The 19,946-nt window shown below is 70.1% G+C and carries 15 protein-coding genes; 7 read left to right on the top strand and 8 right to left on the bottom strand.

Going from position 1 to position 19,946, the window contains the following annotated elements; translation table 11 throughout:
* Window positions 1-28: 28 nt before the first annotated feature.
* Window positions 29-1,162, bottom strand: coding sequence for a cytochrome d ubiquinol oxidase subunit II (cydB, locus tag AB7V09_RS05220; RefSeq protein ID WP_419143131.1), 1,134 nt, complete (start codon window positions 1,160-1,162; stop codon window positions 29-31).
* Window positions 1,163-1,183: 21 nt separating this feature from the next.
* Complete coding sequence (locus AB7V09_RS05215) at window positions 1,184-2,743, bottom strand: cytochrome ubiquinol oxidase subunit I (RefSeq protein WP_075415048.1); 1,560 nt, start codon at window positions 2,741-2,743, stop codon at window positions 1,184-1,186.
* A gap of 493 nt (window positions 2,744-3,236) precedes the next feature.
* On the opposite strand from AB7V09_RS05215, the gene AB7V09_RS05210 reads away from it, so the two are divergent.
* The 7 genes from AB7V09_RS05210 (at window position 3,237) to AB7V09_RS05180 (ending at window position 12,224) form a co-directional block, all read left to right on the top strand.
* Window positions 3,237-6,512: an Rne/Rng family ribonuclease gene (locus AB7V09_RS05210; RefSeq protein ID WP_419143130.1), complete on the top strand. Its 3,276-nt coding sequence runs from the start codon at window positions 3,237-3,239 to the stop codon at window positions 6,510-6,512.
* Between the two features lie 176 nt (window positions 6,513-6,688).
* Window positions 6,689-7,009 (top strand): 50S ribosomal protein L21, encoded by a 321-nt coding sequence (gene rplU / locus AB7V09_RS05205; protein ID WP_004565174.1) that lies wholly within the window; start codon window positions 6,689-6,691, stop codon window positions 7,007-7,009.
* Between the two features lie 69 nt (window positions 7,010-7,078).
* Window positions 7,079-7,336, top strand: coding sequence for a 50S ribosomal protein L27 (rpmA, locus tag AB7V09_RS05200; protein ID WP_003785909.1), 258 nt, complete (start codon window positions 7,079-7,081; stop codon window positions 7,334-7,336).
* A gap of 86 nt (window positions 7,337-7,422) precedes the next feature.
* Window positions 7,423-9,030, top strand: a complete 1,608-nt coding sequence (obgE, locus tag AB7V09_RS05195; protein ID WP_279014782.1) for a GTPase ObgE — start codon at window positions 7,423-7,425, stop codon at window positions 9,028-9,030.
* Between the two features lie 11 nt (window positions 9,031-9,041).
* A complete protein-coding gene (proB, locus tag AB7V09_RS05190; RefSeq protein WP_419143129.1) occupies window positions 9,042-10,211 on the top strand; it encodes a glutamate 5-kinase in 1,170 nt (389 codons plus the stop codon).
* A gap of 34 nt (window positions 10,212-10,245) precedes the next feature.
* A complete protein-coding gene (locus AB7V09_RS05185; protein WP_419143128.1) occupies window positions 10,246-11,541 on the top strand; it encodes a glutamate-5-semialdehyde dehydrogenase in 1,296 nt (431 codons plus the stop codon).
* Between the two features lie 182 nt (window positions 11,542-11,723).
* Window positions 11,724-12,224: a ubiquitin carboxyl-hydrolase gene (locus tag AB7V09_RS05180; protein WP_419143127.1), complete on the top strand. Its 501-nt coding sequence runs from the start codon at window positions 11,724-11,726 to the stop codon at window positions 12,222-12,224.
* 33 nt (window positions 12,225-12,257) lie between these two features.
* Here AB7V09_RS05180 and AB7V09_RS05175 read toward each other — a convergent pair whose 3' ends face one another.
* From AB7V09_RS05175 to AB7V09_RS05150, 6 genes are all read right to left on the bottom strand, one after another.
* Window positions 12,258-12,917 carry a response regulator transcription factor gene (locus AB7V09_RS05175; RefSeq protein ID WP_419143126.1) on the bottom strand — a complete coding sequence of 220 codons (660 nt, stop codon included), beginning with the start codon at window positions 12,915-12,917 and terminating at the stop codon, window positions 12,258-12,260.
* A complete protein-coding gene (locus AB7V09_RS05170; RefSeq protein ID WP_419143125.1) occupies window positions 12,914-14,443 on the bottom strand; it encodes a sensor histidine kinase in 1,530 nt (509 codons plus the stop codon). Before AB7V09_RS05170 ends, AB7V09_RS05175 begins: the two co-directional genes overlap by 4 nt.
* 74 nt (window positions 14,444-14,517) lie before the next feature.
* Window positions 14,518-15,843, bottom strand: coding sequence for a UDP-glucose/GDP-mannose dehydrogenase family protein (locus tag AB7V09_RS05165; protein ID WP_309341864.1), 1,326 nt, complete (start codon window positions 15,841-15,843; stop codon window positions 14,518-14,520).
* Window positions 15,840-16,901 (bottom strand): phosphotransferase, encoded by a 1,062-nt coding sequence (locus AB7V09_RS05160; protein WP_419143124.1) that lies wholly within the window; start codon window positions 16,899-16,901, stop codon window positions 15,840-15,842. The genes AB7V09_RS05165 and AB7V09_RS05160 overlap by 4 nt, the downstream gene beginning before the upstream one ends.
* 32 nt (window positions 16,902-16,933) lie before the next feature.
* Window positions 16,934-18,151 (bottom strand): phosphotransferase family protein, encoded by a 1,218-nt coding sequence (locus AB7V09_RS05155; protein ID WP_419143123.1) that lies wholly within the window; start codon window positions 18,149-18,151, stop codon window positions 16,934-16,936.
* Window positions 18,148-19,923: an ABC transporter ATP-binding protein gene (locus tag AB7V09_RS05150; protein WP_419143122.1), complete on the bottom strand. Its 1,776-nt coding sequence runs from the start codon at window positions 19,921-19,923 to the stop codon at window positions 18,148-18,150. Before AB7V09_RS05150 ends, AB7V09_RS05155 begins: the two co-directional genes overlap by 4 nt.
* Window positions 19,924-19,946 lie beyond the last annotated feature (23 nt).

Raw genomic sequence — 19,946 nt, 5'->3', positions numbered from 1 at the left:
ACCCCCGGCCGATGCATCGCGCTGTCCGTCAGTACCCGAAGTGCGCCTCGGGCTGCGTCGAGTCGCGCACCAGCGTGGGGTGCAACCCGCCCTCGTCGGGATTGATGCTCTCAACGCTGATGCGCGAGGCGAAGACCTTGTAGCTCCAGATCGTGTAGGCCAGGACCCCGGGGACGAACACCGCCGCGGCGACGCTCATGATGAGCAGTGTCGTGTCGGCGCTCGCGGCCTGCTGGATCGTCAGCGAGTAGGCCGGGTCCACCGAGGAGCGCATGACGTTGGGGGCCATCGCGGCGAAGATGAAGACGACGGCGAAGGCGATCCCCACGAAGTGCAGGGCGAAGGCCCGTCCCTCGTTCCCGGAGCGTCCCATGAGCAGAGAGCCGATCAGTCCGGCGGCGGCGATGACCAGCGGAATCCAGGACAGAGCGCTGCCCGAGTAGGCCAGCTGCGCCCACAGGGCCCAGGCGGCGGTGACCGCGGTGGCCGCCGGGGCGAGGCGGCGTGACATCCGCAGCGCGCGCTGCGACAGATCCCCGGTGGTCTTGAGGGCCACGAAGAGCGCACCGTGGTTGAGGAAGAGCAGGCAGGTGACGGCTCCGCCCAGCAGAGTGAAGGGAGTCACCATGGTGAGCAGGCCCCCGGTGATCTGGTGGGCGGCACCGGGCACCAGGGAGTCGGCCGGCACCTGGTCGGCCGGGACGACGGCGCCGTTGGAGATCTGGACGACCTCGATGTGCATGCCCTGAACCAGGTTCGCGAAGGCCACTCCCCACAGGATGGAGGGCAGCCAGGCGCTGATCGTGTGGACCCAGTCCCAGCGGTCGCGCCAGGTCTGGGAGTTGACCTTGGGGCGCCACTCGATGGCGCACACGCGCACGATGAGGCACAGCAGAATGATGAACAGGACGATGTAGGCCCCGGAGAACAGGGTGGAGTACCACTCGGGGAAGGCGGCGAAGGTCGCGCCGCCGGCAGTCAGCAGCCATACCTCGTTGCCGTCCCAGTGGGGGCCGATCGTGGCCAGTGTCGCGCGCCGCTCGCGCTCGTCGCGGCCCAGGATCTTCAGAATCATGCCGACGCCGAAGTCGAAGCCCTCCAGGGTGAGGTAGCCGATCCACAGGACGGCGATGAGGATGAACCAGAGGATGCTCAGTGTCATGGGTTTTCTACCTTCCTCGGCTCAGTAGGCGAAGGACAGGGCCGGGGCGGCCTCGGAGGAGTCATTGGAGTCGTCGCTGGAGTCCGTCTCCTTGCCGTCCTGATCGGTCTGCTCAGACGTGCCGGTCTTGTCCGGCACCGGGGTGCGCACCCCTTCACGGATGTAGCGGCGCAGCAGCACGAACCAGACCACTCCGAGTGCGGCATACAGCAGGGTGAAGATGACCATGGAGGCCAGCACCGTGCCCGAGGAGACCACGGAGGAGACGCCGTCGGCGGTGAGCATGTAGACCTGGGAGACCGGATCGGACAGGTTGGGGACGATGACCCAGGGCTGACGGCCCATCTCACGGAAGATCCACCCGAAGGAGCAGGCGATGAAGGGCAGCCACATGGTTGCCAGTGCCGCCTTGCCCAGAACCGGGCGGGAGATGAGCCTGTTGGAGCGGGTCAGCCACAGGGCCAGGGCCCCCAGGCCCATGGAGGCCATGCCCAGCCCGATCATGAGGCGGAAGGACCAGAAGTTGACCATGATGTTGGGGCTGTAGTCGACGGCGTTGCCGCGCGCATCGGTGGTGCCGTACTGCTTGGCGTAGGTGTCGCCGGCCTCCTTGAGCCCAGTGAGCTTGGCGTTGAAGTCGTTGGTGGCCATGAAGGAGTAGACACCGGGAACCGAGATGAACCGGACCATGCCGTCCTCGTTCTTGCAGTCCCCGAAGGCGGCCACGGTGAAGGGGGCTCCGGCCTCGGTGTGGCACAGACCCTCGGCAGCGGCCATCTTGGCCGGCTGGTACTCGGCGACCAGCTGACCCTGCATGTGGCCCGTGCCGGCGGTGACCAGACCCGCGGCCACCATGGTGATGGCCCCGAAACGGGCGACCCGCCGCCACAGCTCACGCGCCTCGAAGTCCTGCTTGGCCTGGGCGGCCTTGACCATCCACCACACGGACACGCCCATGACGACGGCCGCGGCCACCAGTAGAGCCGAGGAGATGACGTGCAGCACGGTGGCCCACACCAGCTCGTTGGACAGGAGCTTGAGGAAGCCGCTCACCCCGTCGAGCTCGGCGCGCCCCGTCTTGGGATTGACGACGGCGCCCACCGGGTGCTGCATCCAGGAGTTGGCGGTGAGGATGAAGAAGGCGGAGAAGTTCGTGCCGGCGGCCACAGCCCACATGCACAGGTTGTGCAGCCTGGGAGACAGACGGTCCCATCCGAAGATCCACAGGCCCAGGAAGACGGACTCCATGAAGAAGGCCAGCAGGGCCTCGAAGGCGAGGGGGGCGCCGAAGATGTTGCCGACGAACCTGGAGTACTCCGACCAGTTCATGCCGAACTGGAACTCCTGAACGATGCCGGTGGCCACGCCGAGCGCGAAGTTGATGAGCAGGATCTTGCCGAAGAACTTGGTAGCCACGAGCCACTGCTTGTTACCGGTCCTGCGCCACAGCGTCTCCATGAGAGCCACCAGCGGGGACAGCCCGATGGTCAGCGGAACCAGGATGAAGTGGTAGACAGTGGTGATACCGAACTGCCAGCGCGCTAGATCCAGAGAGTCCAGCGCCATAGGAGAGATGGCCATCCGCGCCACCTTTCGGAGATGGTGATGAGATCGATAGGTTGCTCTGTAGATCGTCCTACAGGTCAATAGGAGTATTATAAGGCAACCATGACGTCATGTCGTGAAACGTGTGGCGTGTGAAGGTGTCGCAGCATGCGGTCCGACCGGTTCTTTTCTCGTGGGTGCCTGCTGGGGGCGTGATGAGGGCAACGTGAACGCAGATCGAGGGCGCCATGAGTCGCACAAGCGCATCTCGGCGTTTGTGTGGGATACTTCGAGTCGGCGTCGGGTGCCTCGTACCAGTACCTGAAGCCGCGCCTTACGACCGTCCCTGTCCGAGGACCTTGCGCCGCCTGAGATGCGCCGCTGCGAGCCCGGTCTGAGTGGACGTCAGGTGAGGCGTGCGCCCTCGCGGGTGCGCTCAAGACTTTTTCGCTGCTCCCGCTAGGGGGCACAACCGCGCTGACGCGTCGAGGGTACGGCGACGGCGTCGGCCCCGGAGAGTGCAAGCCCCATGGCACGTCGCACCACATCAGAATCAACAGAATCCTTCGAGCACGGCGACGGTGAGGTCGTGAGCTCCCCGGCTCCGCGCCGCCGCCGCAGGGTCACCGCGGCCGCGGCCGCCCCCGCACAGGCCCCCGTTGCCGAGCAGCCCGGTTCGGCGGGGAGTTCGGAGACCGTCACCACCTCCGGCCTTGAGGAACCCGGTGTGCAGCAGGCCCCGGCAGCTCCTGTGGCTGAGCCGGTCCCGCCGCGTCGGCGCCGGAAGGTTGTCGCGGCCTCCGCCGCTCCTGAGGAGGCTCCCGCCGCCGAGGCCCGTGTCGCCGTCGAGGCCGACGAGCCTGACGAGCCGGGCGTGACCGAGGATGCATCGAGGGACGAAGCCGCGCAGGAGGATCTCGAGGACCAGGTCGAGGGGGCGGCTGAGATCGACGAGACCGACGACGAGGAATCCGACCAGCCCCACGAGGGCGACGAGCCCGCCGGCACGAACCTCGATGAGGAGGAGGACCTCCAGGTTCCCCGGCTTCCTGCCGCCTCGCTCCTGTTCCAGGCCCCCGACCCCAGCCGGGCCCGTCGGCGTCGTCGGGTCACCGCGGCGAGCGCCGCTCCCCAGGAGGCGCCGACTGCCTCGCGTCACCAGGGAGCCAAGGACGAGGCGGATGAGGGGGACGCCGACGCGCGGACCGGTGCCCAGGGACATGACGAGGATGCTGAGTCCGAGTCCTCCCGTGCCGACCGCAGTGGTGGTCGCGGCCGTCGGCGTCGGCGGGCTGCCGCCGGTACCGGGACCCCGCAGGAGCGCCGCGAGGACTCCTCCCACGACGAGGCCGACGCCGAGCCCGCTGAGGTCTCAGAGGCCGATGGCACTGACAGTGCTGACGGGACCGATGAGGCCCGGGCCGATTCTTCGGAGGACGCCCACGAGGGCGGGGCCCGCCGCAAGCGGCGCCGTGGTGGGCGCGGTCGGCGCTCGCGCTCGCGTGGCGAAGACCCGACGCGCGCCGACGCCGATGATGAGTCGCAGGCCGCGGAGGATGACAGCGCCGATGAGGCTCCCTCGCGTGAGACCTCCTCCGATGCCGTCGCGGAGGCCGCCACGAGTACCGTGTCCGGATCGCGCCGCCGGCGACGTCGCTCCCGTACCCGCTCGGAGGGGGGCGACCTGCGTGACGAGGTGACCGCCCTCAAGGGATCCACCCGCCTGGAGGCCAAACGTCAGCGCCGCCGCGAGGGCAGGGCGGCCGGGCGCCGTCGTCCCATCGTCACCGAGGCCGAGTTCCTGGCCCGTCGCGAGTCCGTGGACCGGCAGATGATCGTGCGCGAGTCCGACGGTCTCAACCAGATCGCCGTCCTGGAGGACGGGCTCCTCGTGGAGCACTACGTCTCCCGGCACACCCAGACCTCCATGGTCGGCAATGTCTACGTCGGCCGGGTTCAGAACGTCCTGCCCTCCATGGAGGCCGCCTTCGTGGATCTGGGCAAGGGGCGCAACGCCGTCCTCTACGCCGGCGAGGTCAACTGGGACGCCGCCGGCTTGGAGGGCAGGCCCCGCCGTATCGAGGACGCCCTCTCCAGTGGCGACACCGTCCTGGTCCAGGTCACCAAGGACCCCATCGGCCACAAGGGCGCCCGGCTCACCAGTCAGATCACCCTGGCGGGCCGATACCTGGTCCTGGTCCCCGGCGGCACCATGACAGGCATCTCGCGCAAGCTGCCGGATACCGAGCGCAGCCGCCTGAAGAAGATCCTCAAGCGGATCGTGCCCGACTCGGCCGGAGTCATCGTGCGCACCGCCGCGGAGGGGGCCACCCAGGAGCAGCTGACCGCCGACGTCGAGCGCCTCGTGGCCCAGTGGGAGGCCATCGACAAGAAGGCGTCCTCCGTCATGAAGGGCAGCGGCAAGGCCCCCGTCCTGCTCAAGGGTGAGCCCGAGCTCGCCGTGAGAGTCATCCGCGACGTCTTCAACGAGGACTTCCGCAAGCTCGTCGTCTCCGGGGACAACACCTGGTCCACGATCTCGCAGTACATCGACGAGGTCAGCCCGGATCTGTCCGAGCGCCTCGAGCACTGGGTCGGGCCCGAGGACGTCTTCGCCGCCCACCGCGTCGACGAGCAGCTCGCCAAGGGCTTCGACCGCAAGGTCTGGCTCCCCAGCGGCGGCACCCTGGTCATCGACCGAACCGAGGCGATGACCGTCATCGACGTCAACACCGGGCGGTTCACCGGCGCGGGGGGCACGCTGGAGGAGACCGTCACCCGCAACAACCTGGAGGCCGCCGAGGAGATCGTCCGCCAGCTGCGCCTGCGCGACATCGGCGGCATGGTCGTCATCGACTTCGTCGACATGGTCCTGGAGTCCAACCGGGACCTCGTGCTGCGCCGGCTCGTGGAGTGCCTGGGGCGCGACCGGACACGCCATCAGGTCACCGAGGTCACCTCGCTGGGACTGGTCCAGATGACCCGCAAACGGGTGGGGCAGGGCCTGGTCGAGGCCTTCTCCACCACCTGCGAGCACTGCAAGGGCCGGGGCTTCATCGTTCACGACGAGCCCGTGGAGAACCAGCAGGTCGACATGTCGGCCTCAGCCTCGCGCGGGGGCGGGCGCTCGCGCGGACGCAAGAACCGTGAGGAGCAGGCTGCCGGCGGGGGCAAGAAGGAGACTAAGCAGGACTCTCAGGAGACCAAGGGCTCCAAGAGTTCCAAGGGCTCCGGTCGCGGCAAGGCATCGGCAGGGCGCGACGTCGCCGCATCGCCAGAACCCGGAGCCGACGATGAGGCCCGGGCGGCAGTGCGCGGAGCCCTGGCTCAGATCGCGGCCGCCGCCGAGCAGGCTCACAAGGACAGCCAGCAGGAGGGGCAGGAGTCTCATGAGGATCAGGGGGCCGTTGAGGCCCCAGAGGCCGGCGTGAGTGACACCGCCGACGCTGCAACGCAGACCGCGGAGAACGGGCAGCCCGCCGATGGCCAGGATGCTTCGGATGCCCCGGTCGAGGACAAGCCGGTCAAGAGCCGGTCGAGGAAGGCGGCTGACAAGAAGCCGGCGAAGAAGTCCAGTGAGAAGAAGGGCGACAAGGCGGACAAGAAGTCGGGGAGGAAGACCGGCAAGAAGGCCGAGAAGAAGGCTGCCGCGACCTCCGAGGACCCCGCTGAGCCGCAGCCCGGCGAGGCGCCGCCGGAGCCGGCCGAGGACAAGCCGGCGAGGAGAACGCGACGGCGGGCCACGGCCAAGAGCGCCGCGCCCTCACCGGAGAATTCTTCAGACACCCCGGAGGAGTCGGCCTGACGACGTCTCCGTGCCCAAGAACACAGGGGGCGGGGCGGATCGGAGGTTGGTGCTGGCGACATGATCGCCTAGAGTTATCTGCCGGTGCTTCTTGCGCCATTGCCCAGACAGGGCCCTCCCGGCGAGGCCGATCCCGGTCTTGCAGCGAGTGAGAGCCTTTCGAAGAATCTACAGAGATGAGCATTCAAGTGGTCTACGCGATCGTCAAGGCCGGCGGCCGTCAGGAGAAGGTCTCCGTCGGCGACGTCGTGGTTGTCGACAAGCTTGCTGGTGAGATCGGCGACGAGGTCACCCTCGCCCCCGTCATGCTGGTGGACGGCGACAAGGTGACCACCTCTGCCGCCGATCTGGCCAAGTCCTCCGTCACCGCCGAGATCATCGGCGACGAGAAGGGCCCCAAGATCAACATCCTCAAGTTCAAGAACAAGACCGGCTTCCGCAAGCGCCAGGGCCACCGCGCTCAGCTGACGGCCGTCAAGGTCACCGCCATCAAGTGACCGCCCCGGCGTCAGCCAGTACGCGGGCATCCTGAACGCACACGCTCGAGAAGAAAGAAGCCTTCAACCATGGCACACAAGAAGGGTCTTGGTTCCTCCCGTAACGGCCGCGACTCCAACGCGCAGCGCCTCGGCGTCAAGCGCTTCGGCGGCCAGTTCGTCAAGGCCGGCGAGATCATCGTCCGCCAGCGCGGCACCCACTTCCACCCGGGCCGCAACGTCGGCCGCGGCAACGACGACACCCTGTTCGCCACCGCCGCCGGTAACGTCGAGTTCGGCACCTTCCGCGGTCGCCGGGTCGTCAACGTCGTGCTCCCCGAGGCCTGAGCCCCGAGCACATCAACACGTCGCGAGAGGGCGGACGGCACCTGCCGTCCGCCCTCTCGCGCTATCCCGGACTCACAGGAGACCCCATGCCCAGCTTCATTGACCGAGTGGTCCTCCACGTGGCCGGCGGCGACGGCGGCAACGGTTGCACCTCCGTGCACCGTGAGAAGTTCAAGCCCCTGGCCGGGCCCGACGGCGGCGACGGCGGTCATGGCGGTGACGTCGTCCTGACGGTCGACCCCCGGGTGACGACCCTGCTGAGCTACCACCGCTCCCCGCACCAGCGGGCCGGCAACGGCACCCCCGGCATGGGGGACTGGCGCCGCGGTACCGACGGCAAGAACCTCGTCCTGCCCGTTCCCGAGGGCACCGTCGTCAAGGACTCGCGCGGTCAGGTCATCGCCGACCTCGTGGGGGAGGGCACCAGCGTCGTCGTCGCCCAGGGTGGCACCGGCGGACGCGGCAACTTCTCCCTGGCCTCCTCCAAGCGCAAGGCCCCCGGCTTCCACCTCCTGGGAGAGCCCGGTCAGGCCCAGGACATCACCTTGGAGCTCAAGACCATTGCCGACGTCGCCCTGGTGGGCTACCCCAGCGCCGGCAAGTCCTCCCTCATCGCCGCCATGAGCGCCGCCCGCCCCAAGATCGCCGACTACCCCTTCACGACCCTCGTCCCCAACCTCGGGGTCGTCGAGGCCGGCGACGTGCGCTACACCATCGCCGACGTCCCCGGACTCATCCCCGGAGCCTCCCAGGGCAAAGGTCTGGGACTTGACTTCCTGCGGCACATCGAGCGCTGCGCCGTCATCGTCCACGTCCTGGACTGCGCCACCCTCGAGCCGGGCCGCGACCCCCTCTCCGACCTGGACACCATTGAGGCCGAGCTCGCGGCCTACTCCGAGCGCCTCGGCGAGCAGGAGGACGACCCCTCCCTCACCGGCCGGGTCCCCCTCATGGAGCGCCCCCGCATCGTGGTGCTCAACAAGGTCGATGTCCCCGACGCCGCCGAGCTCGCCGAGTTCGTGCGCGCCGACATCGAGGCCCGGGAACTGCCTGTCCACATCATCTCCGCGGTCGCGCACACGGGGCTGCGCCCCCTGTCCTTCGCCCTGGCCGGGGAGGTCGAGCGGGCCCGGAAGGCCGCTCCTGCCACGTCCCAGCGTGACGGTGAGTCCGCTGGGACCGACGGCTCCGGTGAGGCGCGTCCCGTCATCCGGCCCGCGGCGGTCGGGCGGCGGGAGAAGGAGAGCGTCGCCCAGGTGCGTCTGCTGGCCCATCCCAGCGAGGGTCAGGTCTACCAGGTCCGCGGGCAGCGCCCCGAGCGCTGGGTGCGTCAGACCGACTTCACCAATGACGAGGCCGTCGGCTACCTCGCCGACCGCCTGGCCGCGGCCGGGGTCGAGGACGAGCTCGTCAAGGCCGGCGCCCACGCCGGCGACACCGTCCTCATCGGCGAGGTCGACGGGGGAGTGCTCTTCACCTGGGAGCCCACGATGACCACCGGCCCCGAGCTGCTGGGCGCCCGAGGCACCGACCTGCGCCTGGAGACCAGTCGACGTCGGACCAACGTGGAGCGGCGCAGCCAGTACCACGAGATGATGGATGCCAAGGAGGCCGCGCGCCAGCAGCTGCGCGACGAGGCCGCCGAGGGCCTGTGGACCGATGCCGCCTCCTGGCACGGGGACGACGAGGACTGAGGCGCGAACCCATGACTCCAGCAGCAACCGGTGCCGACTCAGACCACGGACAGGAGCGCCCGGAACGCCTGCCTGAGGGGGCCCGCGTCGTGGTCAAGGTCGGTTCCTCCTCCCTGACACGCGCCGACGGCGGGCTCGATCTCAACCGCATCGATATCCTCGCCGGCCTCATCGCCGGAATGCGCAGTCGCGGCCACGACGTCGTCCTGGTCTCCTCCGGGGCCGTCGCCTCAGGGCTGGTGCCCCTGGGGCTGAGCCGGCGCCCCGACGAGCTCAGCCTCCTGCAGGCGGCCGCCTCCGTGGGACAGGGGCGGCTCGCCGCCCGCTGGGAGACCGCGATGAGCGCCTACGGACTGGTGACCGCCCAGGTCCTCCTGACCGCCCACGACGTCGCCATCCGCAGCCACTACCGCACGGTGCGCGCCACCTTCGACTCCCTGCTCTCACTGGGAGCCGTCCCCATCATCAACGAGAATGACGCGGTGGCCACCAGCGAGTTCAGCCTCGGTGACAACGACCGGCTGGCCGCTCTCGTGGCCCACCTGGTGACCGCCGACGTCCTGGTGCTTCTCACCGACGTCGACGGCCTGTGGACCGCGCGCCCCGGAACCCCCGGCGCCACTCCCATCCGCCACGTGCGCTCCTCGGCGGACCTGGCGGGGGTCAGTGTCTCCGGGCGCGGTTCCTTCGTGGGAACCGGTGGCATGACCACCAAGCTCCAGGCCGCCACCATCGCCTGTGCCTCGGGCACCACCACCCTCATCGCCCGGGCCGACGACGCCGCAGCGCTCCTGGGCCAGGAACAGGTTCCCGCAGACCTGGGCACCTGGTTCGAGCCCACCGGTCCCCACCGCCCCAGCCGCCGGCTGTGGATGGCCCACGCCTCCCAGCCCGACGGGCGCGTTCTCATCGACGCCGGGGCGGCCCGGGCCCTGACCGTGGGGAAGAAGTCGCTCCTGCTGCCGGGCCTGACCGGTCTCGACGGCGACTTCGAGTCGGGCTCCGTCGTCGACGTCGTCGGCCCCGAGGGTGTCCTGGCCCGGGGGATATGCCGCTACGCCGCAGCCGAGCTGCGCGAGGTCCTGGCGGCCCGGGCCGAGGGTGCCCCCGCCCCCGACCACGTGGCTCCCGTGATCCACCGCGACGATCTGGCTGAGCTGCCCCGCATCGCCGGGGTCTGAGGACACCAGCGGCCTCGTCTTCTAAGGTGTCCCCATGAACGACGTTGAGGCCCACGAGCTCGTCACCGCAACCGCCCGCTCCGCTCGCGTGGCGCAACGGAGCCTGGCCAGGGCCCCACGCGCCGTCAAGGACGCCGCCCTGGAGGCCATGGCCCATAGCCTCACCGAGCACGGCGAAGCGATCCTCGCGGCCAACGCCGCCGACCTGGAGCGCGGACGCCAGGGCGGGATGAAGGCCGGCCTCCTCGACCGCCTGGCCCTGGACAGTGGGCGGCTGTCGGCCATCGCCGACTCCCTGCGCGAGGTGGCCGCCCTGCCCGACCCTGTGGGCCAGGTCGTTGACGGCTCGGTCATGCCCAACGGGCTGCGAGTGCGTCGGGTCCGGGTGCCACTGGGCGTCGTCGGCATGATCTACGAGGCCCGCCCCAACGTCACCGTCGACACCGCCGCCCTGGCCGTCAAGTCCGGCAACGCCATCATCCTGCGCGGGGGCAGTGCCGCCCAGGGCTCCAACGCCGCCATCGTCGCGGCCTTGCGCAGCGCCCTGGAGGCGCAGGGACTGCCCGCAGATCTCGTCACCAGCGTCGATGCCGCCGGTCGGGACGGGGCCCGCGCCCTCATGCGCGCCCACGGACTGGTCGATGCCCTGGTGCCGCGGGGAGGGGCCGGGCTCATCCGCACCGTCGTCGAGCAGTCCACCGTCCCCGTTATCGAGACCGGATCGGGCAACTGCCACGTCTATGTCGACGCCAGCGCCGACCTGGAGGCCGCGGTGGACATCATCGTCAACGCCAAGACCCAGCGCGTCGGCGTGTGCAACGCCGCCGAGACGCTCCTGGTCCACGCCGACGTCGCCGCCACCTACCTGCCGGCAGCCGCCCGCGCCCTGTGGGACAAGGACACCGTCCTGCACGCCGACCCCACCGCCCACCGGATCCTGACCGAGGCTGTGACGACCGCTGGACGTGATGTCCTCCTGACCCAGGCCACTGAGGCCGACTGGGACACCGAGTACGGCTCGTTGGACCTGGCCGTGCGCGTCGTGAAGAGCCTGGAGGAGGCCATCGACCACATCCGCGCCCACACCACCGGACACACCGAGGCGGTCCTCGCCCAGGACGTGAGCGTCATCAACGACTTCATCGCCGGCATGGACTCGGCGGCCGTCATGGTCAACGCCTCGACCCGCTTCACCGACGGCGGACAGCTGGGGCTGGGAGCCGAGCTGGGCATCTCCACCCAGAAGCTCCACGCCCGCGGCCCCATGGGATTGAGCGAGCTGACGACAACGACCTGGATCGTCGAGGGAGACGGCCACATCCGTCCCTGACCCCTCGCACCCGCGAGCGATGCCGGGCGCCGCGGAGTTGTGCTGATTGCGACAAGCCCGCGGATCAGTTCTGTCACTCCCCGGCGTCGTGCTCCGGTGCTTTGTCCTCTTATTCATGTTACGGTCGACAAAAGTCGGGCAGGTCCCGTCAAGCCAGAGCCGGGGAGAAGGGGGACGCTGGAATGGCGAGTCTGCTGCATCGTTTCGGACGCGGCCGCGTCGTGGCCACCACCGTTGTCATCGTGACCGCGGGTCTCCTGCTCGCAGTCACCCGCATGGTCTTCTCCCACCCCGCCGAGTCCGCGAAGGAACCGGGAATCGTCCTGACGGCAACCCCACGGGTCACCTCGTCCCAGTCCTCCGTGACGGCCACGCAGAGCTCGACTGCCGGCGGCGGTGCCGGCTCCACCCGGCACGAGTCCGGCGGCTCCGAGGTGGACTCCTCGACCTCATCGGACTCCTCGACGCAGGGGCACGCGCCTCAGGCGGTGGAGCCCGACCCGCCTGTCGCCGTCGACCACGGCCATCGCCAGCCGGCCCCCGCCGCACCGGCCGCCCCGGCCGGGACCGCCGCACCGGCCGCCCCCGGACGCACCGAGGTGGACGATGATGACGACGACAAGAAGCCGGCCAGGAACGGTGTGAAGGAAGCCGATGACGACGACCGCGACATCGATGACTGAGCGGACGGCTGACGAGACGGCCGGCGTCGCGGATCAGATGAGCCGGTAGCCCATGCCGCGCACGGTCTCCACCCGCTGCCTTCCCAGCTTGTTGCGCAGGTAGGAGACATAGACCTCAACCACGTTGGAGCCGGGGTCGAAGTCCAGCCCCCACACGGCGCTCAGCAGCTGCTCGCGGCTGAGGACCTGACCGGGGTGGCGCATGAAGGTCTCGGCCAGGGCGAACTCCCTGGCGGAGAGCTCCACGGTCCTGCCCTCCAGTGTCAGGGTGCGGGTGCGCAGGTCCAGAACCATGTCGCGGTGGGTCAGGCGCATCTGGTCGGGGCCGGTGGCATCCGGGCGCAGCCGTACCCGAATGCGGGCCAGGAGCTCTTCGAAGGAGAAGGGCTTGGGCATGTAGTCGTCCGCGCCGCCCTCCAGGCCGGCGACGCGGTCGGCCACCGAGGAGCGCGCCGTGAGCATGATGACCGGCGTTCCCACTCCTTGGCCGCGTAGCTGCTGGAGCACCTCGAAGCCGTCGATGTCGGGCAGGCCCACATCCAGGATGACGAGGTCGAAGTCCTCCTGGACCGCCAGGGCCACGGCCTGCCCGCCCTCGGCGGTGGTGTGCGTGGTGAACCCGGCCGCCTTGAGACCCTTGGTGAGGAAGGCGACGATGCGGGGCTCGTCCTCAACGATGAGGATGCGGCTCATGGTGAGTGACTCCTTCGGGAGGCTGTCGGGGGCTGAGCGGGGAGCGAGTCCCCGGCAGGTGTGAGGGCGTCGCCTCGGGAGGAGGCCACGGCGGTGGGGGGCCTGAGAGGGATCACCATGGTGAACACCGATCCTCGGCCCACCTCAGAGAGTATGTCCAGCCTCCCGCCGTGTGCTGCGACGATCGTCTCGACGATACTGAGCCCCAGTCCCGTTCCGGAGGCGAGCTTCTGAGCGCCGGCGGTGCGCTTGAAGCGCTGGCGCACCAGGTCGATGTCCTCGGGGGCGATCCCGATGCCCTCGTCCCTGACCCACATCTGCAGGTGGCCGTCGCGAACGGCCGATCCCAGGGACACGGTGGAGCAGTGCTCGGAGTACCTCACCGCGTTGGCCACCAGCTGGAGCCAGGCCTGGGTGATCCGGGTGGGGTCGACCATGGCCCGGGTGAAGGCCGCCGACTCCATCTTCCAGCGGCGCTCACCCAGGGCGAGGGACTTGTCGAAGACCAGCTCGGTCAGCTCGGCGACATCCGTGTCCACTGGGGTGACGAAGTCGCTCTGGACGCTCTTGGCCAGCAGGATCAGGTCGCCCACGAGCATTCCCATCCGGTCGAGCTCGTCAAGGGCCAGCAGCTGGGTCTGGCGCACGTCCTCGGGGTCCGCGGGGTCGGTGAGCTCGAGGTGACCGCGGACCACGGCGATCGGGGTGCGCAGCTCGTGGCCGACGTCGTCGAGCAGGTTGCGCTGGGCCTCCACCGAGGTCTGGACCCGGTCGAGCATCCGGTTGACGGCCGCGGCCAGGGCCGTCAGGTCATCCCGGCCCTTGACCGGTACCCGGGTGGTCAGGTCCTCCTCGCCGATGGACTCGGTGGCTCGGCGCAGCTGCTCGATGGGGCGCAGGAGCCGCTCGACGGCGAACCAGGCCAGACCCGTCACCAGGGCGACGGTGAACACGGCCGCGGCCGCGTAGAAGGCCATGGTGCGCCGGAGCTGGGACTCGGCGACCTTGAGGTCGATGACGTGCACGAGTGCGCCGCGCTGGGCGCCGCCCTGCAACGGGACAACGAGGACCCGGTAGCTCGAGGTGGGGGTGCGCACCGTCTCGATGACGGACTCCGAGGCGGCGGCCTGGGAGGAGACCCGAGTGAGCAGCTCCTTGTCCTGCTCGGGGCGGAAGGAGACGTTGTCTGCGGAGACCCAGGTCAGCGTCGTACTGGCATCGGTGCCCACGAAGCCGAGCTCGGCCTCACCGCGCCCCTCGGCAGTGCGCTGGATGTGGGTACGAAGAACCGCGGAGACGTCCTCCAGGGGCTGACCGCTGGAGGGGTCCTGCCTGTCGGCGGCCAGCTGGCGGATCCGGTCGCGGCTGTGCTCGAGCCGGTTGGTGGCATCGGCCGACACGCTGGAGAGCCCCAGCGCCCACACGATCGCCCCGCACATGACCAGCGCGATGCCGGCCACCAGCACGATCGCCCACATGACGCGGGTTCCGATGGTGACGGTACGAGTGGGCAGCAGTGAGGTCACCTCGCCATTGTGCCCGGATCCACTGGGCTCCGCCCCATGGATCCGGGCATGGGCGGAGCCGGGAGCGGCCCGATTCAGCGTCCCACTCCCGCGTAGGTCCACCCGGCCTCACGCCAGGTCACCGGGTCCAGGGCGTTGCGTCCGTCAATGATGACGCGCTCGGCGACGCCGGTGGCGGCCTCAACGGGGTCGAGGGCTACGAACTGGTCCCACTCGGTCAGCAGCAGGACGAGCTCGGCTCCCTTGAGCGCGGCGCGGGGATCGTCCTCCAAGGTGAGGTGGGGGTGGGAGCGGGCCACCACGGGCAGGGCCTGCGGGTCGCAGACCGTGACCTCGGCCCCGAGGTCGGCCAGACGGGAGGCGACGTCCAGGGCGGGGGAGTCGCGTACGTCGTCGCTCAGGGGTTTGAAGGCCGCCCCCAGAATGGTGATCGCCCGACCGGACAGGTCGCCGCCCACGTGGGTGCGGGCCAGCTCGACGATCCGGTCGCGCTGCTCGCGGTTGATGGAGTCGACCCGGCCCAGCAGGTCCGCCAGGTGCACGGCGCCGTGGAGGTCAGCGCTGGCCCGCAGCGCCCGGATGTCCTTGGGCAGGCAGCCTCCGCCGAAGCCGACGCCGGCCTGGAGGAATCGCCGACCGATGCGCGGGTCGTGGCCGATGGCGTCGGCCAGGACGGTGACGTCGGCCCCGGCGGTGTCGCACAGGTGGGCCATGGCGTTGATGAAGCTGATCTTGGTGGCCAGGAAGGAGTTCGCCGCGGTCTTGACCAGCTCGGCGGTGGGGTAGTCGGTGACGATCCGGGGGATGCCCTCCTCCAGCAGGTCCTGGTAGACGGCGTCGAGCACGGCCTGGGCCTCCTGGGCGTCGGCGGGATCGGCAGGGACCCCGTAGACGATGCGGTCGGGGTGGAGGGTGTCGGCCACGGCGAAGCCCTCGCGCAGGAACTCGGGGTTCCACAGCACCAGGGCGCGTCCTGCCAGGCGCTCGGCCACCTGCTGGGCGGTGCCCACCGGGACGGTGGACTTGCCCACCACCAGGCTGCGCCCACCCTCGGGCAGGGCGTCGTGAAGCATGTCGACCACGCTCCACAGCTGGCTCAGGTCGGCCTCCCCGCCAGTGGTGGACTGTGGGGTCCCCACGGCGATGAAGTGGACGTCGGCCTCGGCCAGCTCGGCCGGCGTCGGCGTTGAGGTGAAGCGCAGGTCTCCCTGTTGGGCCCCGGTGACCAGCAGCTCGGGCAGCCCGGGCTCATAGAAGGGGGCGCGGCCCTGGGAGAGGGCCTCGACCTGCTCGGGTCGGGTATCGATCCCCAGGACGTGGTGTCCCAGGTGGGCCATGGCAGCAGCATGGACGGCACCGAGGTATCCGCAGCCGATGACGGTGAGCTTAAGAGGGGTCATGAGTCGTTCCAATCGTTGGTGAGGTCCAGGGACATGAAGGGGGAGGCGTCTCCCAGGCAGTGGCGCACCCAGATCGGTAGCCACCGGTGGGCGGCGGGCCGGAAGGAGTGGACGAAGACGAGCCGCAGCGCTGAGGAGCGGTAGTAGGTCTCCAGGCGCTGCTCCGTCACGGGCAGTGCGCGGGCCAGGTCGTCGAGCAGTCCGCGGACCCGGGCGTGGGCCTCGGGGCCGATCCGGCCGCGAACCGCCATGAGATCCGCGTGGGCCCAGAGGTTGCCCAGGTCAAGGGCCGCCTCGGCCATGGCCGCGGTATCCAGGTCGAGCAGGGACAGGTCGGTTCCGTCCCACAGGAGCTGGCCGTCGTGGAGGTCGCGGTGGGTGATGACGTGCAACCCGCTCGCCTCTGTCAGGCTCAGGCAGGTGTCCACCACCTGCTCGTGCAGAAGATCCTGCTGGTCGATGAGGCCGCAGCGGCGGGCGGAGGCCAGCCAGCGCTGCAGCACCTGGGCCTCCTGACGCGGCCCGTGGACGGGCAGGTCCGCCTCACGATCGCCCAGGAGCGACCAGGCCTCCGTGAACCGCTTCCACCCGGGCAGGCCGGCGTCACCGAGCTCATCGAGACTGCGGCCCGGCAGCAGCTCGAGGTCAACGACGTCGTCCCCGTTGCCGAGGATCCTGGGGGTGCGCAGACCGGTGACCTGCAGCACCGAGGCGGCGGTCGTGTGGGCCCGCACCAGGGAGGCGGCCTTGTGGGGCCGCACGATCTTGCGGACCCGGGAGGCCTCCATGACGACGGCGCGGCGGCCGGCGCGGTGGACGACGAGTCTCCCGGTCAGCTGCCTGGACAGGGCCGGCAGGGCCGGGTCACTGGCGTAGGACAGCAGGTCGGGGGTGCTCCCCACGGTGACGTGCCCGGCGCGCAGGCGGCCCCGGCCGTCGACGCACTCGATGCTCGCGCTCGCCGGCTCCGAGTCCCGGCCGGCGGGCCAGGCCCGTCGCAGCCCGGGGATGGCCCGCAGCGTGCTGAGCATGTCGGCCGCCTCCGTCATCTGTGTCATCTCAGTCCTTGGTGTTGTGCTCGTCGTGTCCGTCATGCCCAGCCGGCCTCCTTCTCCGGCGACCGGGCGATGCGCTCGATGGCGGCCAGGTCCGCGCTGATGCGCTCACGCCAGGACGGGTGGGCCCGTCGCAGAGGGTCGGCCAGCCGCGCCAGCCGCGACAGTGCGATCGCCCATCCCAGCTCCTCGTCGCTCGGTACCAGCCGGTGCACGGCGTAACCCTCCAGCAGCGCATGCCGCTGACAGGACGGTGCCTCCGCCAGGTAGGAGCCCAGGTCCGTCGCCGCCGGCGCCAGGCGCACCCGGTCGAAGTCGGTCAGCCAGATCCGCCCGGTCGAGTACTCGTAGAGCACCTGGTCGGGGGAGGCATCGCCGTGGGTGAGAACCGGTGTCCCGGGGAGGTGGCAGGGCAGCATGTCGCCCACCGCCCGCACCCGGCTTGCCAGCTCAGGCGCCAGGACATCGAGCTGACGGGCGTGGACCTCGGCCAGCTCCCGGGAGCCGGCAGGCTGATGCGGCAGCCGGTCGATGAGGTCCGCCGGCAGCTGCCCGGCGCAGGAGTGCAGCTCGGCCAGCAGAGCCCCTACACGCCTGGTGGCCTCCTTCAGGCCCTGAGCGGAGGCCGCCCGGTCGGCGTCGTCCGCGTAGACGTCAGCCAGGTTCGTGTCTCCGCACCACTGCTGCACGCTGAGACGGCCCTCGCACTGGGCCGCGGCCTGTGAGTCGAGCAGACCGGGGACCGGGAGGAGCCCGGACAGGGCGCGGTGGACGTCGTCGGCAGGTCCCCTGCCACCGGTTCGCAGCCGCAGAACCGTGGAGCCGTCCCGGAGGACCAGGCGCCGTGAGGGGTTGTAGCGCAGCACGTCCCGGGCCTCCCAGCTGCCCAGCACCCCCAGCTCCGTGGCCTGGGCGAGAGGCTCAGCCAGCTTGGGGTCGGTGAGGACCGCACCGCACTGCAGCAGCAGGCCCTCGTCCAGGGACCGGGTGACGGGGGGCTGCAGCCCCAGGGAGGCGGCCAGGCGCTCGGCCTGAGCGGCCTTGGAGTGCGAGACCGGCCAGAGCAAGCGGGCCCAGCCCGCGGTGAGCCCGGTGCTCCGGTCCGTCAGAGAGACCAGGACCGAGACCTCAGGCTTGATGCGCAGCCTGGCGGCCCGCACCGGGCGCTGAAGGAGCTCACTGAGCCGATCGGCGTCGAGGACCGCGGCGACGGCGTCGGCCGTGGTCATCGCTTTGATGAGCGAAGGAGTCATGATCCGCTCCCCACCAGGGCGAAGGAGTCCGCCAGGTGGCTGTTCGCCCACCGACGGAAGTCGGCCGAGGACTCCATGAGGTCCTGAGGGCTGCCCTCCAGGTGGATGCGCCCGTCCTGGATCCACACCACCCGGTCGGCGCGCATGGCGGCCTGCGGATCGTGAGTGACGGTCAGGGTCGTGCGCCCGGCCACCAGCTCATCGATCGCCTCCAGCACTGCCGACGTCGAGGCCGGATCCAGTCCGGTGGTCGCCTCATCCAGGATGACGATCGGCGAGTCACGCAGTAGCGCCCGAGCGATGGCGATGCGCTGGCGCTGGCCGCCGGAGAGGGTGCCTCCTCGCTCGCCCACGGTCGTGTCGTAGCCGCCGGGCATCTGGGTGATGAACTCGTGGGCGTGGGCCGCACGCGCGGCCGCCTCCACCTCCTCGTCGGAGGCATTGGGCCGGCCCAGACGGATGTTCTCCCGGATCGTGCCGGTCAGCAGCACCGCCTCCTGGTGCAGGACCGAGGCCTGCGAGCGCAGGAACCGCAGATCGAGATCGTTCAGGCTGTGCCCGTCCAGGCTCACCGTGCCCGACGTCGGATCCAGGGCCCGCACCACCAGGGACACCAGGGTGGACTTGCCCGAGCCCGACGGCCCCACGAGGGCCACGTGCTCACCGGGAACCACCGTCAGGTTCACACCGTGCAGCACCGGGCGGCCCTCGTAGGCGGCGTGCACGTGGTCGAAGTGGATCATGCCGTGGACCCGGTCCAGCACGATGGCGTCAGCAGGGGAGACGATGTCGGGCTTGACCGCCATGAGGTCGGCCACCCGCTCACCCGAGGCCGTCGCCCGGGCGATGCGGCCGGTGTACTTGGCCATGTCCCGAAGCGGCTTCATGGTGGTGCGCAGGTAGGTCGTGAAGAGCACCAGATCCCCCGGCGACATGGCGCCGTTCAGGACCCGGATGCCCCCGCCGACCATGACCACGGCGGTGGCCACGCCGACGATGACGTCCGTGGAGCGCTCCAGGCGCGCGGCGATACGGCGCGAGCGCACCCCCTCACTGAGGGACACCGAGTTGGCGCCCGTGAAACGCTCATGCAGCAGCGGCTCCAGACCGTAGGCCTGGACCACCTTGATGGCGCCGAGCGCCTCCTGGGCCGTGTTGGCCAGGTTCCCCTCCGACTTGCGGCTGCGCAGGGAGGCCGCGGAGATCCGCCGCGAGTTGCCCGAGGAGGCGAGCATGAAGGCCACCACCGCCAGGAGCACGATCATGGCCAGCAGCGGGTCCAGGAACACCATGACCACGACCATGACCAGCAGGGTCAAGGTGTTGGCGGCCATCGGCAGGCCGGCGGTGACAGCCACCTCCTGCATGCGGTTGACGTCGGCGATGAGGCGCTGAACCGTGTCCGCGCTGCGGTTGCGGGCATGGAACTGCTGGGACAGGCCCTGGACGTGGTGGAAGGCCCGGCTGCGCAGGGAGGCCGCGGTGCGCGAGCCCACCAGGGCGAAGGCCACAGTGGCCAGGTAGTTGCACACCGCCCGCCCGGCCACGATCGCCAGCAGGGCGATACCGAGCCCCACCAGGGAGGAGACCGTGGCGGGGGCGCTGCCCGTGTGGCGGCCCAGCGCCGCCACCAGTGAGTCGATGGTGACCTTCAGCGGCCAGGGCTCCAGCACCCGGAAGACCACCTCCGCCAGAAGCACCGCGGTGCCGCCGGCCATGAGGCGCCACTGCGGGGCGGCATCAGGGCCCACCAGCCGCAGGGTCTGTCGCATGGGGGAGTGGCGCATTCGACTGC

Origin of the sequence: Actinomyces sp. SKVG-SVH-4(1), assembly GCF_048514265.1 — a bacterium.
Taxonomy (GTDB): Bacteria; Actinomycetota; Actinomycetes; order Actinomycetales; family Actinomycetaceae; genus Actinomyces; species Actinomyces oris.
This window is presented reverse-complemented; position numbering and strand designations above follow the sequence as displayed.

Excerpts from the sequence above, each read along its gene's own strand:
- AB7V09_RS05210 (WP_419143130.1), top strand. The coding sequence starts at position 3,237 with ATGGCACGTCGCACCACATCAGAATCAACAGAATCCTTCGAGCACGGC.
- AB7V09_RS05150 (WP_419143122.1), bottom strand. The coding sequence starts at position 19,923 with ATGCGACAGACCCTGCGGCTGGTGGGCCCTGATGCCGCCCCGCAGTGG.
- rplU (WP_004565174.1), top strand. The coding sequence starts at position 6,689 with ATGAGCATTCAAGTGGTCTACGCGATCGTCAAGGCCGGCGGCCGTCAG.
- rpmA (WP_003785909.1), top strand. The coding sequence starts at position 7,079 with ATGGCACACAAGAAGGGTCTTGGTTCCTCCCGTAACGGCCGCGACTCC.
- AB7V09_RS05165 (WP_309341864.1), bottom strand. The coding sequence starts at position 15,843 with ATGACCCCTCTTAAGCTCACCGTCATCGGCTGCGGATACCTCGGTGCC.
- proB (WP_419143129.1), top strand. The coding sequence starts at position 9,042 with ATGACTCCAGCAGCAACCGGTGCCGACTCAGACCACGGACAGGAGCGC.
- AB7V09_RS05160 (WP_419143124.1), bottom strand. The coding sequence starts at position 16,901 with ATGACACAGATGACGGAGGCGGCCGACATGCTCAGCACGCTGCGGGCC.
- AB7V09_RS05215 (WP_075415048.1), bottom strand. The coding sequence starts at position 2,743 with ATGGCCATCTCTCCTATGGCGCTGGACTCTCTGGATCTAGCGCGCTGG.
- obgE (WP_279014782.1), top strand. The coding sequence starts at position 7,423 with ATGCCCAGCTTCATTGACCGAGTGGTCCTCCACGTGGCCGGCGGCGAC.
- AB7V09_RS05180 (WP_419143127.1), top strand. The coding sequence starts at position 11,724 with ATGGCGAGTCTGCTGCATCGTTTCGGACGCGGCCGCGTCGTGGCCACC.
- cydB (WP_419143131.1), bottom strand. The coding sequence starts at position 1,162 with ATGACACTGAGCATCCTCTGGTTCATCCTCATCGCCGTCCTGTGGATC.
- AB7V09_RS05185 (WP_419143128.1), top strand. The coding sequence starts at position 10,246 with ATGAACGACGTTGAGGCCCACGAGCTCGTCACCGCAACCGCCCGCTCC.
- AB7V09_RS05175 (WP_419143126.1), bottom strand. The coding sequence starts at position 12,917 with ATGAGCCGCATCCTCATCGTTGAGGACGAGCCCCGCATCGTCGCCTTC.
- AB7V09_RS05155 (WP_419143123.1), bottom strand. The coding sequence starts at position 18,151 with ATGACTCCTTCGCTCATCAAAGCGATGACCACGGCCGACGCCGTCGCC.